A 14,618-nucleotide genomic window follows, 5' to 3' on the forward strand; every position below is an offset into this window, starting at 1 on the left:
CTGCTCCCGGCGGTTGTGTCGCGCCGTCAGGGCCCCACGACCAGCGGTCGTGCCGCGCCGAACCGGCTGCCCGGCACCCGGTCCAGGCCGAGCAGCCCGGCCGCGAGGTTCGCCAGGTCGCCGTTGCGCACCGGCTGGCGTCTGGGGGCGTACGACGGACGGCGACCGCCCGGATCGCGGTAGCCCGGGTTGAGGGCGTAGAGGTCGCCGGCCTCGACGCCCGCCCCCCACACCAGGAACGGGATCGTGTAGTTCGCCGGGTCGGTGCGGTCGGAGTGGCTCGGCGCACCGGGGGAGAAGCCGTGGTCGGCGGTGAGCACGACCGTGACCGGGGACCGGGCGACGGCGCGCAGCAGCGTGCCGAGCTGGGTGTCGGTGCGCCGCACGGCGGCGACGTACTGCTCGGAGAGGCCGCCGAACTCGTGGCCGGCGCGGTCGGGCAGCGAGACGTGCAGGAACGTGAACGTCGGGGCGCCGTCGCGGAGGTCGGCGCGGGCCATCCGGACCAGCCGGCGCTGGTTCTCGTTCGTCTCGAACGTGTCGACGGAGCGCGGCCAGGACCGCTGGTAGAGCGAGAACTTGTCCTTGGTCGAGTACAGCGCGGTGTCGCCACCGGCCGCGCGGACCTCGGTGAACACCGACGCGATCGGCCGGCCGGCCGCCTGCTGCACGGTCGTGCCCGGGCGGTCGTCGTCCCAGGTGACGCCGTGCCCGCCGTACCGCGCGGTGATCCGGCGACCGGTGAGCATGCTGGTGTGGTTGGGCAGCGTGACCGACTGCTCGTACTCGGTGCGGGCGTTGAGCGTGCCCGCGCCCTCGTCCAGGAGGCGGTAGAGGCTCGGCGCTCCCGCCGGGCCAAGCTGCCGGATCGCGCCCACGTTGAGGCCGTCGACCGAGATCGCGAGCACGCGCGGCTGCGGTGGGTCGGGTGGGGGAGCGGGAGCGACGAGCGCCGCGAGGGTGAGGGCGGCGGTCGCGAGGGCGTGGAGCACTCTGTCACGGTAGCCGGGGTCACCGCCATCTCACGTGACGTCGGTCGCGCGCCCATGCGCAAGCCGCCCGCGAGGACCTAGCCTTGCCTGCTGTGCGCACCGTGACGACCGTCGATGCCCCCATCGGCATCTTCGACTCCGGCTTCGGCGGCCTGACCGTCGCCCGGTCGGTCATCGACCAGCTGCCGCACGAGTCGATCGTCTACGTCGGCGACACCGCCCGCCAGCCTTACGGCCCCAAGCCGATCGGCGAGGTCCGCGAGTACGCCCTCGAGTGCCTCGACCACCTCGTCGAGCAGGGCGTCAAGGCGCTGGTCATCGCCTGCAACTCCGCCAGCGCCGCGATGCTCCGCGACGCGCGGGAGCGGTACGACGTGCCGGTGGTCGAGGTGATCCTGCCGGCCACCCGCCGGGCCGTCGCCGCCAGCCGCACCGGCCGGATCGGCGTGATCTGCACCCGCGCGACCGCGGAGTCGCTCGCCTACGAGGACGCCTTCGCCGCCGCACCACAGGTGCAGCTGTCCACCCGCGCCTGCCCGGCGTTCGTCGACTACGTCGAGGCCGGCGTGACCGGTGGCGACGAGCTGCTGGGCGTGGCGCACGAGTACCTCGACCCGCTGACCCGTGAGGGCATCGACACCCTGATCCTCGGCTGCACGCACTACCCGCTGCTCACCGGCGTCATCTCCTACGTCATGGGCGACCACGTCACGCTGATCAGCAGCGCGGAGGAGTGCGCCAAGGACGTCTACAAGATGCTCACGCAGGCCGGCCTGCTGCGACCGGACGGCGTGCCGTCGTACTCCTTCCTCACCACCGGCTCGCCCGAGGAGTTCGAGACGATCGGGCGCCGGTTCCTCGGGCCCGAGATGGTCGGCACCCGCCAGTTCGTCGGGGGCCTGGTGTGAGGCTGACCGTCGTCGGCTGCTCGGGCTCCTACCCCGGTCCGGCCTCGCCGGCCAGCTGCTACCTGCTCGAGCAGGACGACGCCGAGGGCCGCACCTGGAGGGTGCTGCTCGACCTCGGCAACGGCGCGCTCGGCGCGCTGCACCGGTACGCCGACCCGCTCTCGATCGACGCCGTGCTGGTCAGCCACCTGCACGCCGACCACTGCCTGGACCTGTGCGGCTTCTACGTGCTGCGCAAGTACCACCCGACCGGTCCGCAGCCGCGGATCCCGGTCTGGGGCCCGGTCGGTATCGCCGACCGGATGGCGCGCGCCTACGACCTGCCGGCCGACCCCGGGATGCACCACGAGTTCGACTTCCGCTCCTGGGACGGCCCAGGTGAGATCGGCCCGGTCGAGGTCGGCCCGTTCACGGTGACGCCGATCCCGGTCGCGCACCCGGTCGACGCCTTCGGCCTGCGGATCTCGGCCGGGAGCGCGACGCTGGCCTACACCGGGGACACGGGGCCGACGCCGGCGCTCGACGACCTGGCCCGCGACGCCGACCTGCTCCTCGCCGAGGCGTCGTTCCGCTCGCAGGACGCCAACCCCCCCGGCCTGCACCTCACCGGTGCCGACGGCGGCGCGGTCGCCGCGCGGTCCGGCGCGAGGCGGCTCGTGCTCACCCACGTGCCGCCGTGGTTCGACCCGCGGGACGCGCTCGCCGAGGCGACGGCGGCGTACGACGGGCCGGCAGAGCTCGCCGTCGCGGGCGCGGTCTACGTGATCTGAGCGTCGTGAACACAGATCGCGATCTGTACGCGGTTGGTGACCTGGAGCTTGTCGAACAGCCGGGACACGTGGGCCTTCACGGTCGGCACCGAGAGGTAGAGGTCGCCGGCGATCTCGGCGTTGCTGAGGCCGCGGCCGACGGCGAGGGCGACATCGTGCTCGCGGTCGGTGAGCAGCGCGATCCGGGCCTGGGCGTCGGCGGCGCGCGCGGCGGCGGCGCTGGCGGTCTCGTCCGGCTCGTCGCGCAGCCGGCGGATCAGAGTGCGGGTGACCGAGGGGGAGAGCATCGGCTCGTCGTCGACCACCTTGCGGATCGCGGCCACGATCTGCGGCGGCGGGGTGTCCTTGAGCAGGAACCCGTCGGCGCCCGAGGCGAGCGCCTCGACGACGTGCTCGTCGGCGTCGAACGTCGTCAGCACGATCACCTTGGGCGGGTCCGGCCGGGTGTGCAGCTCCCGGGTCGCACCGAGGCCGTCGAGCCGCGGCATCCGGATGTCCATGAGCACCACGTCGGGGCGCAGGGAGCCGGCCAGCCGTACGCCCTCGTCGCCGTCGCAGGCCTCGCCCACGACCTCGACGTCCCGCTCCCCGCCGAGGATCAGCGCGAGCGCCGAGCGCACCAGCGGGTCGTCGTCGACGAGGAGGACCGAGATCATGCCGCCCACGGTATCCAGCCGCGCAGCACGAACGTCGAGCCGTCGCGGCCGTGCTCGAGCCGGCCCCCGCGCAGCTCGGCCCGCTCGGCCAGCCCGACCAGGCCCAGTCCCGCGCCCGGCGTACGGGACGGGCCGAAGCCGACCGGGTTGCGCAGCAGCACGTCGATGCCGTCGTCCGGGCCGCCGCCGACCCGTACGGTCAGCAGCGCGCCGGGTGCGTGCTTGCGGGCGTTGGTGATGCCCTCCTGCACGATCCGGTAGACGGTGCGCCCCGCCGCCTCCGGTACGTCGTCGTCCACCAGGTCCTCGAACTCGACGCGCATCCCGGACTCGCGCGCCTCCTCGACGAGACCGGGCAGGTCGGCGTACGTCGGCTGCGGCGCCGTCAGCCGCTCGCCGGTCGCGCCGTCGCGCAGCACCCCGAGGACGCCGCGCAGGTCGGTGAGCGCCTCGTGCGCCTTGTCGCGGATCACCTCGGCGCTGGCCCGGGTCTCCTCGGGCGTGAGGTCCTCGCGGTAGGCGAGCGCCCCGGCGTGCATGGAGATCTGCGAGATCCGGTGCGCCAGCACGTCGTGCATCTCGCGCGCGATCCGGGCCTGCTCCTGGCCGCGGGCCTGCGCGATCCGCAGCTCCTGCTCGGCCTCGGCCTCCTCCGCGCGGTTGCGCAGCGTCCAGATCAGCTCGCGACGCGAGCCGATGTACATGCCCCAGCCGAGGACGGCCGCGGTACCGACCGCGTTGGCGATCAGGACGACCCACTCGGGCTCGGACTGGTCGGCCGTGATCGTGCTGAAGAACTGGGCGGCCGCGAAGTTCGCCGAGCCGGCGACGACGATCTCGCGCCACCGGCGCCGGGTCGCGACCGAGGCCGCGGCGAGGACGGCCGGCCCACCCGCCGTACCCGAGACGGCGCTCATCAGCGCGACGACGACCGCGATCGCGAGCGGCCACCGGCGCCGGAAGAAGACGAGCACGTAGGCGACCACGCCGAGGGCCAGGTCGACGATCCACCAGGCGGGGGAGTAGTCGGCCTCGGCCTGCCAGGCCGGCAGCCAGACGATCGAGCTGATCGCGAGCATGACCAGCACCCGCCACACGTGGCTCCATCGCCGCAACGGCGGCTGGTACTCGCACGGGTCGGGCCGGTCCACGAGCCCCAGGCTAGGCGGCTTACGACAGGGGCACAGGCGGCTGGGGTCGGGGCGAGACCCCTACTTTCGTCACCTGGGACGATCCGCGGGTCCCGTGCGCACCCCTGTCCCGATCGGGCAGGGTGGAGCCATGATCGAAGTCGCAGGACTCACCAGGAAGTACGGCACGTTCACGGCCGTCGACAACGTCAGCTTCGTCTGCCAGCCCGGGCGGGTGACCGGCTTCCTCGGTCCCAACGGCGCCGGCAAGACCACCACCATGCGCGTCATGGTCGGACTCACGCCGCCCACGTCGGGCCGGGTGACCATCGGCGGCCACCTCTACAAGGACATCCCCAACCCGGGTCTCCACGTCGGCGTCCTCCTCGACGCCTCGGCGCAGCACGCCGGCCGCACCGGCCGCGAGATCCTCGAGCTGGGCGCCTCCACGATGGGGCTGCCGCGCACGCGCGTGGACGAGATGCTCGAGCTGGTCTCGCTCACGCCGAACGAGGCCAAGCGCCGGCTGCGCAACTACTCCCTCGGCATGAAGCAGCGCCTCGGCATCGCGCACGCGCTCCTCGGCGACCCGTCGGTGCTGATCCTCGACGAGCCCGCGAACGGCCTCGACCCCGCCGGCATCCGGTGGATGCGCGGCCTGCTCAAGGGGTACGCCGAGCGCGGCGGCACCGTGCTGCTCTCCAGCCACCTGCTGCACGAGGTCGAGCAGATCGCCGACGAGATGATCCTCATCGGCACCGGCCGGATCGTGGCGCAGGGCGACAAGAAGTCGCTGCTCGCCGGTGCCGCCGGAGGCGTGCACTCGTTCGTCACGGCGCTCGACAACCAGGCGCTGGCCGACGCGCTCACCGCGAAGGGCATCGCCGTCGCCGGTGCGGGCGAGGGCCTGCGCGTCGACGCCGAGCCGGTCGAGGTCGGGCGCACCGCGCTGGAGGCCGGCGTCGTGCTCACCGACCTCCGCTCCGGCGAGGGCGGGCTCGAGGACCTCTTCCTGGAGCTGACTGCCGAGACCCAGCGGGAGGCGATCGCATGAGCGCCTCCGCCGCAACCCCGACGATCGACCTCGCGGGCACTCCCCACACGCCGTTCTCGCGGCTGGTGAAGACCGAGCTCCGCAAGACGCGGGACACCCGGGCCGGCCTCTGGCTGCTGGTGGCCACGGCCGTGCTGACCGGCGCGGTGATGGTCATCCAGCTCGTGGTGGTCGTGGCGCAGGACCTCGTCGTGTCCTACAACGACTTCCTCACCTCGACGAACTTCTCGATCGCGCTGCTCCTGCCGGTGATCGGCATCCTGCTGCTCACCAGCGAGTGGAGCCAGCGGACGGCGATGGTGACGTTCTCCCTCGAGCCCAACCGCCAGCGGGTCATCCTGGCCAAGGTCGTCGTCGGCCTCCTGCTCGGCATCGCCGCCGTCGTGATCGCGCTCGGCCTCGCCGCGGTCTGCAACCTCCTGCTCAACATGATGTCCGATCTCGGCGGTGCCTGGGATCTGAGCATCGAGCAGACGGCGTACTTCGTGCTCCTGCAGGAGATCGGGATGCTGACCGGCTTCGCGTTCGCCGCGCTGCTGCTCAACTCGCCCGCCGCGATCGTGCTCTACATGGTCTACTCGTTCGTCCTCCCGACCCTGTTCGAGATCGGCGCCGCGCTGATCGGCTGGTTCGCCGACCTGCGGCCGTGGATCGACTTCGGTGGGGCGCAGACTCCGCTGTTCGACGGTGGCGGGATGTCCGGGCAGAACTGGGCGCACCTCGCCGTGTCGGGCATCATCTGGCTGGTCGTCCCGCTCGCGATCGGCGTCTGGCGGGTGCTGCGGGCGGAGGTGAAGTGACGTGACCGCGATGACGATGGACGTCGCGGGCACGCCGAGTACGCCGTTCCACCGCCTGGTCCGCGTCGAACTGCGCAAGTCCTACGACACCCGGTCCGGCTTCTGGCTGCTGGCGACGATCGGCCTGATCGTGCTCGCGGCCGAGATCATCGTGCTCGCGGTGGTGACGGTGCAGGACGAGCCGATCAGCTTCGGCGACTTCATGAGCGTGGCGGCGTTCCTCACCTCGTTCCTGCTGCCGGTGCTCGGGATCATGGTGCTCACCAGCGAGTGGAGCCAGCGCACCGCGATGGTGACGTTCGCGCTCGAGCCGCGCCGCCCGCTGGTGATCGCCGCGAAGGCGCTCGTCGGCGTGCTGCTCACCCTGGCGACGGTCGCGATGGCGATCGCGATCGGGCTCGTGTGCAACGTGCTCTACGGCCTGATCCAGGGAGGCGCCGACTGGTCGTTCGGCTGGCCGGACTTCTCCGCGTTCGTGCTGACCCAGGTGCTGGCGATGCTCGGCGGGTTCGCGCTCGCCGCGCTGCTGCTGAACACCCCGGCCGCGATCGTGCTGTTCTTCGTCTACAAGTGGGTGCTGCCCGGGCTGTTCGCGCTCGGCGCCGCCCTGATGGGCTGGTTCGAGACGCTCGCGCCGTGGCTGGACTTCCAGTCCGCACAGAGCGCGATCTGGGACTGGTCGAGCTCCGCGGAGGACTGGGCGCAGCTCGTGGTCTCCGGCCTGGTCTGGCTCGGGCTGCCGCTGGCCATCGGCATCTGGCGCGTCCTGCGTGCCGAAGTGAAGTAACGCTTCACCGAGGGTTGCCCGACACGTCACCTGCACGCGGTGGTGAGGAACCACCACCCGTGAGCCTGAGGGCATGTACCTGCGGCTGGCGGCCCTCGGCGACAGCACCACGGTCGGCATCGGGGACCCGGTCCCCGACGGCTGGCGGGGCTGGGCCCGCCTCCTCGCCGACGCACTCGGTACGGCGTACGACGTCTCGTTCTGCAACCTCGCCGTCTCCGGCGCGACCGCCGCGAGCGTGCGCGAGGCCCAGCTCGGCGACGCGCTCGCGCACCGGCCCGACCTGGCCTCGCTGATCGTCGGCGTCAACGACACGATGCGCTCGACCTGGGACCCCGACCGGCTGCGGCGCGACCTGATGGAGTCGGCCGACGCGCTGCACGGCGCCGGCGCGACGCTGGTGACCGCGCGGTTCCACGACCACGGCGCGGTGTTCGGCCTGCCGGGCGTGCTGCGGCGTCCGCTGGCCGCCCGGATCGAGGCGGTCAACCGCGTCTACGACGAGGTCGTCGCGACGTACGGCGGGATCCGCCTCGACCTCGCCACCCGGCCCGAGGTGCTGACCCGCCGGTTCTGGGCGGTCGACCGGCTGCACCCCTCCGAGCTCGGGCACCGCGCGCTCGCGCACGCCTACGCCGAGCTGCTCACCGAGACCGGGCTGTCCTTCGAGCTGCCCGGACTGGAGCCCGAGGGCGGGTACGAGCCGAGCTGGCGGCGCGACCTCGCCTGGATGGTCGCCGAGGGCGCGCCGTGGGTCGGCCGCCGGGCGCGCGACCTCGGTCCGTGGGCGGTCCGGATGGCGCTGACCGAGGTGTCGGCTGCGCGGTCTAGGGTCGACGCATGACTTCCCGCGAGAGCGCGCCCCGAGAGGACGGCAGGGCCGACGACGAGCTCCGCCCGATCAGGCTCACCCGCCACTGGCTCGACCACGCCGCGGGGTCGGTGCTCGTCGAGTTCGGCCGCACCCGGGTGCTGTGCGCCGCCTCGGCGTCCGCGGGCGTCCCGCGCTGGCGCAAGGGCTCGGGCCTGGGCTGGGTCACGGCCGAGTACGCCATGCTCCCCGCCTCCACCAACACTCGCTCGGACCGCGAGTCGGTCAGGGGCCGGATCGGCGGTCGCACCCACGAGATCAGCCGGCTGATCGGCCGCTCGCTCCGCGCGGTCATCGACTACCAGGCGCTCGGCGAGAACACCATCCAGCTCGACTGCGACGTCCTCCAGGCCGACGGCGGCACCCGCACCGCTGCCATCACCGGGGCGTACGTCGCCCTGGCCGACGCCGTCGCGCACCTGCGGTCCACCGGGGTGCTGACGGGCGAGCCGCTGACCGGCTCGGTCGCCGCGGTGAGCGTCGGCATCATCGACGGCGTGCCCCGCCTCGACCTGCCCTACGTCGAGGACGTCCGCGCCGAGACCGACATGAACGTCGTGATGACCGGCGACGGCAGGTTCGTCGAGGTCCAGGGCACCGCCGAGGGCGCCGCGTTCGACCGCGCCGAGCTGGACGCGCTGCTGGCGCTGGCCGAGAAGGGCTGCGCCGACCTGACCCGGCTGCAGCGGGAGGCGCTGGGCTCGTGATCCGCGTGTTCCTCGCCTCGCGCAACCGCAAGAAGATCGAGGAGATGGAGCGGATCCTCCGCGAGCACGTCCCCGCGATCGAGGTCCTCGGCATCGACGACGTCGAGGGCTACACGGAGCCGGTCGAGGACCAGGCGACCTTCGAGGGCAACGCGCTGCTCAAGGCGCGCGCCGGACTCGCCGCGTCCGGGCTGCCGTCGCTGGCCGACGACAGCGGGCTGTGCGTCGACGCGCTCAACGGGATGCCGGGGGTGCTGTCGGCCCGGTGGTCAGGTCAGCCGAAGTCCGATGAGCGCAACAACCGGCTGCTGCTCGACCAGCTCGAGGACGTGCCCGACGAGCGGCGTACCGCCCACTTCATGTGCGCGGTCGCGTTCGTGCACTCCGGCGGCGAGGAGTGCGCGTCCGGCGTGATGCCGGGCCGGGTGATCCGCGAGTGCCGGGGGAGCGGCGGGTTCGGGTACGACGTGCTGTTCGAGGCCGACGACCGCCCCGGGCTGACCACGGCGGAGCTGTCGGTCGGCGACAAGGACGCGATCTCGCACCGGGGCTGGGCGCTGCGGCGGATGGCGCCGATCGTGGCGCACCTGCTGTCGTCGTAGGCTCAGGCCGACTGAGCCACGGGTGCCAGACGCTTGCTGATCGTCCAGCCCCAGAGCGCGGCGAACACGAACATGAAGAGGGAGTAGACCGCGGCCGGCACCGAGATCTCGGTGTTGTCGAGCACCTCGACGGCGACGTAGATCGCCAGCGTCGCGTTGTGCACGCCGATCTCCATCGATGAGGCGATCGCCTGCTCGGCCTTGACGCCCGCGGCCTTCGGGACGAGGTAGCCGAGCACCAGTGAGATCGCGCAGAAGACGCCCGCGGCCAGCCCGACGTCGGCGAGGTAGTCCCCGACGTTCTCGGCCTGGTCGACCAGGATGCCGAGCACGAGCACGGCGAGGATCACGGCGGACCCGATCCGCACCGGCTTGTCCATCCGCAGCGCCCACGCGGTCGCCCTGGCGCGCACCAGCATGCCGATCGCGACCGGGACCAGGACGACCGCGAACACCTCGACGACCTTGCCGAACTGCAGGCTCACCGACTCGTCGAGGTCGTAGTGGCTGATCGCGAGGTTGGTGATGATCGGCAGCGACACGATCGCGATGATCGAGTTGATCGCGGTCAGGCTGACGTTGAGCGCCACGTCGCCGCGGAACAGGTGGCTGAACAGGTTGGCGCTCGTGCCGCCCGGCGACGCCGCCAGCAGCATCATGCCGACCGCCAGCAGCGGCGGCAGGTCGAGCAGCTCCACCAGGCCGAAGCAGATCGCCGGCAGGATGATCAGCTGGCAGAGGAGCGCGACCGCGACGGCCCTGGGCGCGCGGCCCACCCGGCGGAAGTCGTCCGGGGTGAGCGAGAGCCCGAGGCCGAACATGATGATGCCGAGGGCCAGCGGCAGTCCGACCGTGGTGAGCGCGGAGTCCATGCGCGGACTCTAGTGACGGCGGTCACTCCATGAGTGGAAAACGGAGACCGAAAAGCAGTGACTGGAAAGCGGTGGCGGGAAGAATTGGTGCGCCCGGAGAGACTCGAACTCTCACTGGCCAGGACCTAAACCTGGTGCCTCTGCCAATTGGGCTACGGGCGCCCGCGAGCAGTGTCCCAGCAACGCCGAGTCGGCGCAGTCTCACTCTCGCGTTACGTCGAGTCGGCGCAGTCTCAGCTGAGACTGCGCCGAGTCGGCGTCAGCGGGGCTCCTCGTCGGCGTTGTTGCGCGCCAGGTCCCGGCGGAGCTTGGCGACGTGGCCGGTCGCCTTGACGTTGTACTGGGCGAGGAAGACCTTGCCGTCCTCGTCGACGACGACGGTGGAGCGGATGACGCCCTCGACGAGCTTGCCGTAGAGCTTCTTCTCCCCGAACGCGCCGTACTGCCGCATGACCTGCTTGTCCGGGTCGGAGAGGAGGGTGATCGTCAGCGAGTCGCGCTCGCGGAACTTCGCGAGCTTGGCGGGCTGGTCCGGGGAGATGCCGACGACCGCGTAGCCCTCGGCCCGGAACGAGTCGAGGGTGTCGGTGAAGTCGCAGGCCTGCTTGGTGCAGCCCGGGGTCATCGCGGCGGGGTAGAAGTACACGATCACCTTGCGGCCCAGGAAGTCGGACAGCGCGACCTCCTCGCCGGCGTCGGAGGTGAGGGTGAACTCGGGTGCGGTGTCGCCGGGAGAGAGGCGCTCGGTCACGGTTCGGCTCCTTGTTGCGAACAATGTGCAATAGCGTAGGCTGGCGATCTCGGGCTGGACACGAACCTATCGGCTGGGCAGGAGAGCGCATGCACGTCCCCGACGGCTTCCTCGACGCACCGACCTCCGCCGCGACCGGCGCGGTGGCGGTCGCCGCGGTCGGCGTGGCGCTGGTCAGGGCCCGCAACGAGCTCGACGACAAGACCGCGCCGATGGCCGGCCTGGTCGCGGCGTTCGTCTTCGCCGCGCAGATGCTGAACTTCCCGGTCGGCGCCGGCACCAGCGGCCACCTCATGGGCGGAGCGCTCGCGGCGATCCTGGTCGGTCCCTGGACCGGCCTGCTGTGCATGAGCGTCGTGCTGCTGGTGCAGTCCCTGCTCTTCGCCGACGGCGGGATCACCGCGCTCGGCACCAACATCGTGCTGATCGGCCTCGTGACCGGCCTGGTCGGCTGGGCCGTGTTCCGGCTCCTCCAGGCCGTGCTGCCCAGGCGGCTGTCCCTGGCCCCGATCCAGGCCGGCATCGCGGCGTTCGTCTCGGTTCCGGCTGCCGCGCTGGTCTTCGTGGTCCTCTACGAGCTCGGCGGTACGGCGGACATCCGGCTCGACGCGCTCCTCACCGCGATGCTCGGCGTGCACACGCTGATCGGCATCGGCGAGGGGATCATCACCGGCCTCGCGGTCGGCGCGATCCTCGCCGTACGCCCCGACCTCGTGTACGGCGCCCGCCCGGTGCTCGCCCGGCGCGAGCTGACGATCAAGCCGCAGGTCGTCGGATGAGGACGCGCTGGGTCGTCCTCGCCGTCCTGGCCGTCGCGCTGCTGCTCGCCGGCGTCGTGAGCCGGTTCGCCGACAGCGACCCCGACGGGCTCACCCGGGTGTCGCAGGACCAGGGCTTCGCCCACACCGAGAAGGCGCGCGACAGCCTCGTCGGCGACTACGGCAGCGTGACCGGCGTGGTCGGCGTCCTCGTCGTGCTCGGGGCGGCCGGCGGCGTGGCGTACGCCGTGCGGCGCCGCCGCCCGAGCGACGAGCAGTCCTGACGTGGGCGCCGGCCACGGCCACAGGCTGCACTTCCATGGGCACTCGCCCGTCCACCGGGCTCCGGCGCACCTGAAGGTACTGGCCCTGCTGGCGTTCGCGATCGTGGTGGTCGCAACGCCGCGCGACGCGTACCCGGCCTTCGCCGCGTACGCCGTGCTGCTCGGTGTCGTCGTCGGCGTGAGCCGGGTGCCGCCCAGCTACCTGCTCAAGCGCACGGTGGTCGAGATCCCGTTCGTGGTCTTCGCGGTGCTGCTGCCGTTCGTCGCGACCGGCCCGCGGACCGAGGTGCTCGGCGTCGGCGTCAGCCAGCACGGCCTCGAGGCCGGCATCGCCCTGCTGGTCAAGGGCACGCTCGGCGTACTCGCCAGCCTCACCCTCGCGGCGACCACCGAGCCGCAGGACCTGCTGGCCGGGCTGGAGCGGCTGCGGGTGCCGCAGCAGCTCGTGCAGATCATGGCCTTCATGGTCCGCTACCTCGACGTCGTCACCGGCGAGATGCAGCGGATGCGGATCGCCCGGGAGTCGCGCGGCTTCTCCGCGCGCAACCCGCGGCACTGGCCGGTGCTCGCCCGTTCGGCCGGGGCGCTGTTCATCCGCTCCTACGAGCGCGGCGAGCGGGTGCACCTGGCGATGCTGTCGCGCGGCTACACCGGCAGGATGCCCCGCTCGTGAGTGCTCCGGTCCTCGACGTACGCGGCCTGGCCTACGCCTACCCCGACGGCCACCAGGCGCTCTTCGGCGTCGACCTGCACGTCCACCGCGGCGAGCGGGTCGCGCTGCTCGGGCCCAACGGCGCCGGCAAGACCACGCTCGTGCTCCACCTCAACGGCATCCTCGGCGCCGGGCCCGGGGAGCAGGGCGCCGGCAGCGTCGCGGTCAGCGGGCTCCCGGTCGAGAAGGCCCACCTGGCCGAGATCCGGCGTCGCGTCGGCGTCGTCTTCCAGGACCCCGACGACCAGCTCTTCATGGGCACCGTCCGCGCCGACGTGGCCTTCGGCCCGGCCAACCTCGGCGTCAGGGGCGACGAGCTCGACCGCCGCGTCCTGCATGCGCTCGATCAGGTCGGCATGGCGGAGTACGTCGACCGGCCGCCCCATCACCTCTCGTTCGGCCAGCGCCGCCGGGTCGCGGTGGCCACCGTGCTCGCGATGGAGCCCGAGATCCTCGTCCTCGACGAGCCGTCCTCCAACCTCGACCCGGCCAGTCGCCGCGAGCTCGCCGACATCCTGCGCTCGCTGGACGTGACGGTGCTGATGGTCACCCACGACCTGCCCTATGCGCTCGAGCTGTGCCCGCGCTCGGTCGTGCTCAGCGGCGGCACCGTCGTCGCCGACGGCACGACGTACGACGTCCTCACCGACGACACGCTGATGAGGGAGCACCGGCTCGAGCTGCCCTTCGGCTTCGACCCGCGCACGGCGCTGCCGCGCACCCGTTGATAGCCTCCAACCGTCGTCGACACGCGAGGAGTCACCCGTGGGCCAGGACCAGCAGCTGTCCGCTCTGGAGCGCGAGATCGAGGAGACCAGGGAGAGCCTGGCCGCCACGATCGACCAGCTCCTCTACCGGGTGCACCCCAAGACCATCGCCACGCGCGAGGTGAACAGCATCAAGGCGCACTTCGTCGACAGCCAGACCGGCCAGCCGCGCACGGACAACATCCTCAAGACGCTGGGCGTCGTGGTCGGCGTGGTCGGCTTCTTCGTCGTGGTGCGCAAGGTCGTCCGCTGACGATGGGCGAGAAGACCCCGATCAAGATGCTCCACGACCGGATCCTGGTCGAGGTGGACCGCGAGTCCGGCGAGCGCCGGTCCTCCGGCGGCATCGTGATCCCGGCGACCGCAGCCATGGGCGCGCGCCGGCTGTCCTGGTCGAAGGTCGTGGCGGTCGGTCCGCACGCCCGCACCGTCGAGATCGACGACTTGGTGCTCTTCGAGTCCGAGGACAAGGCCGAGGTCGAGGTCGCGGGCGAGCTCTACATCGTGATGCGCGAGCGCGACGTGCACGCCGTCGCGGCAGACCGGGTCGGCGACAGCGCCACCGGCCTCTACCTGTGACCGGGCAGGTCGCGGCTGATCGCGACGACCACCGCTCCGCCCGGGCGGAGCAGTCGGGAGAGGTCGGAGCCGTTGCCGGCGCGCACCCCGAGGGCGTCGTACAGGACCACCTCGGCCCGGCTCACCTCGGTCGCCACGGAGCGTCCGGAGGGGTGATTCTCGGGGTCGGGGCCCGGTGATGCCGCCGACCGCCTCGATCCTCGGGTGTCATTGAGTGGTACGCCATCAGGGACTCGAACCCCGAACCCGCTGATTAAGAGTCAGCTGCTCTGCCAATTGAGCTAATGGCGCGTGCTCTGAAGCGACGTGAACGATACCAGCGCGCGGCCGCAGCCTGAAATCGTCGAGAGGGCAGGTCGTACCTGCTCGTCGTCGTCGTCGCCGTCGCCGGGTCGACGCGGTCGCCTTCGGCAGGTCGTGCACGAATCGGCGTCCGCGGCGGCCAAGATGGAGCCACCGAGCCCGGGAGGAGGGGGTCGTGGTCGCGTCGCGGGTGGCGCAGGTGTTCGGCCTGTTCGCAGCCTTGGTGTTCTTCGGCGTCTTCGCGGCTCAGCCCTGATCCACCGATGAGGTGTGGGCTGTGAGCGTGGCGTAGAACGAAGAATCCCTTGTAGGGGT

The 14,618-nt window shown here is 71.9% G+C and carries 20 protein-coding genes and 2 tRNA genes; 14 read left to right on the top strand and 8 right to left on the bottom strand.

Annotated features, from left to right (window positions below; translation table 11 throughout):
- Positions 1–26 precede the first annotated feature (26 nt).
- A complete protein-coding gene (locus ACYVKX_RS18295; protein WP_460835111.1) occupies positions 27–992 on the bottom strand; it encodes an alkaline phosphatase family protein in 966 nt (321 codons plus the stop codon).
- Between the two features lie 92 nt (positions 993–1,084).
- Here ACYVKX_RS18295 and murI point away from each other — a divergent pair, with 92 nt between their 5' ends.
- Both murI and ACYVKX_RS18305 read left to right on the top strand, forming a co-directional pair.
- Positions 1,085–1,900 (top strand): glutamate racemase, encoded by an 816-nt coding sequence (gene murI, locus ACYVKX_RS18300; RefSeq protein WP_460835112.1) that lies wholly within the window; start codon positions 1,085–1,087, stop codon positions 1,898–1,900.
- Entirely contained in the window at positions 1,897–2,670 is a 774-nt protein-coding gene (locus ACYVKX_RS18305) for an MBL fold metallo-hydrolase (RefSeq protein WP_460835113.1), read from the top strand. The genes murI and ACYVKX_RS18305 overlap by 4 nt, the downstream gene beginning before the upstream one ends.
- Here the strand turns inward: ACYVKX_RS18305 and ACYVKX_RS18310 are convergent.
- Both ACYVKX_RS18310 and ACYVKX_RS18315 read right to left on the bottom strand, forming a co-directional pair.
- On the bottom strand, positions 2,658–3,326 hold the full coding sequence (locus ACYVKX_RS18310; RefSeq protein WP_460835114.1) for a response regulator: 669 nt from the start codon (positions 3,324–3,326) through the stop codon (positions 2,658–2,660). The genes ACYVKX_RS18305 and ACYVKX_RS18310 overlap by 13 nt on opposite strands.
- Complete coding sequence (locus ACYVKX_RS18315) at positions 3,323–4,477, bottom strand: sensor histidine kinase (protein WP_460835115.1); 1,155 nt, start codon at positions 4,475–4,477, stop codon at positions 3,323–3,325. Before ACYVKX_RS18315 ends, ACYVKX_RS18310 begins: the two co-directional genes overlap by 4 nt.
- A 130-nt stretch (positions 4,478–4,607) precedes the next feature.
- On the opposite strand from ACYVKX_RS18315, the gene ACYVKX_RS18320 reads away from it, so the two are divergent.
- From ACYVKX_RS18320 to rdgB, 6 genes are all read left to right on the top strand, one after another.
- Positions 4,608–5,510 carry an ABC transporter ATP-binding protein gene (locus tag ACYVKX_RS18320; RefSeq protein WP_460835116.1) on the top strand — a complete coding sequence of 301 codons (903 nt, stop codon included), beginning with the start codon at positions 4,608–4,610 and terminating at the stop codon, positions 5,508–5,510.
- Positions 5,507–6,310 (top strand): ABC-2 transporter permease, encoded by an 804-nt coding sequence (locus ACYVKX_RS18325; RefSeq protein WP_460835117.1) that lies wholly within the window; start codon positions 5,507–5,509, stop codon positions 6,308–6,310. The genes ACYVKX_RS18320 and ACYVKX_RS18325 overlap by 4 nt, the downstream gene beginning before the upstream one ends.
- A 10-nt stretch (positions 6,311–6,320) precedes the next feature.
- Entirely contained in the window at positions 6,321–7,097 is a 777-nt protein-coding gene (locus tag ACYVKX_RS18330) for an ABC transporter permease (RefSeq protein ID WP_460835131.1), read from the top strand.
- Between the two features lie 73 nt (positions 7,098–7,170).
- Positions 7,171–7,941, top strand: a complete 771-nt coding sequence (locus tag ACYVKX_RS18335) for an SGNH/GDSL hydrolase family protein (RefSeq protein WP_460835118.1) — start codon at positions 7,171–7,173, stop codon at positions 7,939–7,941.
- Positions 7,938–8,675, top strand: a complete 738-nt coding sequence (rph, locus tag ACYVKX_RS18340) for a ribonuclease PH (RefSeq protein WP_460835119.1) — start codon at positions 7,938–7,940, stop codon at positions 8,673–8,675. Before ACYVKX_RS18335 ends, rph begins: the two co-directional genes overlap by 4 nt.
- The gene (gene rdgB, locus ACYVKX_RS18345) at positions 8,672–9,277 is read left to right on the top strand and encodes an RdgB/HAM1 family non-canonical purine NTP pyrophosphatase (RefSeq protein WP_460835120.1); all 606 of its coding nucleotides are present in this window, start codon (positions 8,672–8,674) and stop codon (positions 9,275–9,277) included. The genes rph and rdgB overlap by 4 nt, the downstream gene beginning before the upstream one ends.
- Positions 9,278–9,279: 2 nt before the next feature.
- On the opposite strand, the gene ACYVKX_RS18350 is transcribed toward rdgB, so the two are convergent.
- The 3 genes from ACYVKX_RS18350 to bcp all read right to left on the bottom strand — a co-directional run bounded on the left by ACYVKX_RS18350 (position 9,280) and on the right by bcp (position 10,900).
- Positions 9,280–10,149 carry a bile acid:sodium symporter family protein gene (locus tag ACYVKX_RS18350; protein ID WP_460835121.1) on the bottom strand — a complete coding sequence of 290 codons (870 nt, stop codon included), beginning with the start codon at positions 10,147–10,149 and terminating at the stop codon, positions 9,280–9,282.
- A gap of 85 nt (positions 10,150–10,234) precedes the next feature.
- A tRNA-Leu gene (locus ACYVKX_RS18355) sits at positions 10,235–10,311 on the bottom strand.
- Positions 10,312–10,408: 97 nt separating this feature from the next.
- Positions 10,409–10,900: a thioredoxin-dependent thiol peroxidase gene (bcp, locus tag ACYVKX_RS18360; RefSeq protein ID WP_460835122.1), complete on the bottom strand. Its 492-nt coding sequence runs from the start codon at positions 10,898–10,900 to the stop codon at positions 10,409–10,411.
- Positions 10,901–10,989: 89 nt separating this feature from the next.
- On the opposite strand from bcp, the gene ACYVKX_RS18365 reads away from it, so the two are divergent.
- The 6 genes from ACYVKX_RS18365 to ACYVKX_RS18390 are packed head-to-tail and all read left to right on the top strand — an operon-like array spanning position 10,990 to position 14,000.
- Positions 10,990–11,679, top strand: coding sequence for an energy-coupling factor ABC transporter permease (locus ACYVKX_RS18365; RefSeq protein ID WP_460835123.1), 690 nt, complete (start codon positions 10,990–10,992; stop codon positions 11,677–11,679).
- Positions 11,676–11,942, top strand: a complete 267-nt coding sequence (locus ACYVKX_RS18370) for a PDGLE domain-containing protein (RefSeq protein WP_460835124.1) — start codon at positions 11,676–11,678, stop codon at positions 11,940–11,942. Before ACYVKX_RS18365 ends, ACYVKX_RS18370 begins: the two co-directional genes overlap by 4 nt.
- A gap of 1 nt (position 11,943) precedes the next feature.
- Positions 11,944–12,615, top strand: coding sequence for a cobalt ECF transporter T component CbiQ (gene cbiQ / locus ACYVKX_RS18375; protein ID WP_460835125.1), 672 nt, complete (start codon positions 11,944–11,946; stop codon positions 12,613–12,615).
- Positions 12,612–13,382, top strand: a complete 771-nt coding sequence (locus ACYVKX_RS18380) for an energy-coupling factor ABC transporter ATP-binding protein (RefSeq protein ID WP_460835126.1) — start codon at positions 12,612–12,614, stop codon at positions 13,380–13,382. The genes cbiQ and ACYVKX_RS18380 overlap by 4 nt, the downstream gene beginning before the upstream one ends.
- A gap of 37 nt (positions 13,383–13,419) precedes the next feature.
- The gene (locus tag ACYVKX_RS18385; RefSeq protein ID WP_460835127.1) at positions 13,420–13,674 is read left to right on the top strand and encodes a DUF3618 domain-containing protein; all 255 of its coding nucleotides are present in this window, start codon (positions 13,420–13,422) and stop codon (positions 13,672–13,674) included.
- A 2-nt stretch (positions 13,675–13,676) separates the two neighbouring features.
- Positions 13,677–14,000 (top strand): GroES family chaperonin, encoded by a 324-nt coding sequence (locus tag ACYVKX_RS18390; RefSeq protein WP_460835128.1) that lies wholly within the window; start codon positions 13,677–13,679, stop codon positions 13,998–14,000.
- Here ACYVKX_RS18390 and ACYVKX_RS18395 read toward each other — a convergent pair.
- Positions 13,991–14,137 carry a hypothetical protein gene (locus ACYVKX_RS18395; protein WP_460835129.1) on the bottom strand — a complete coding sequence of 49 codons (147 nt, stop codon included), beginning with the start codon at positions 14,135–14,137 and terminating at the stop codon, positions 13,991–13,993. The two genes, ACYVKX_RS18390 and ACYVKX_RS18395, sit on opposite strands and share 10 nt — an antisense overlap.
- Before the next feature lie 78 nt (positions 14,138–14,215).
- Positions 14,216–14,291 (bottom strand) — tRNA-Lys (locus tag ACYVKX_RS18400).
- Between the last annotated feature and the right edge of the window lie 327 nt (positions 14,292–14,618).

This window comes from Nocardioides hungaricus (assembly GCF_054782915.1).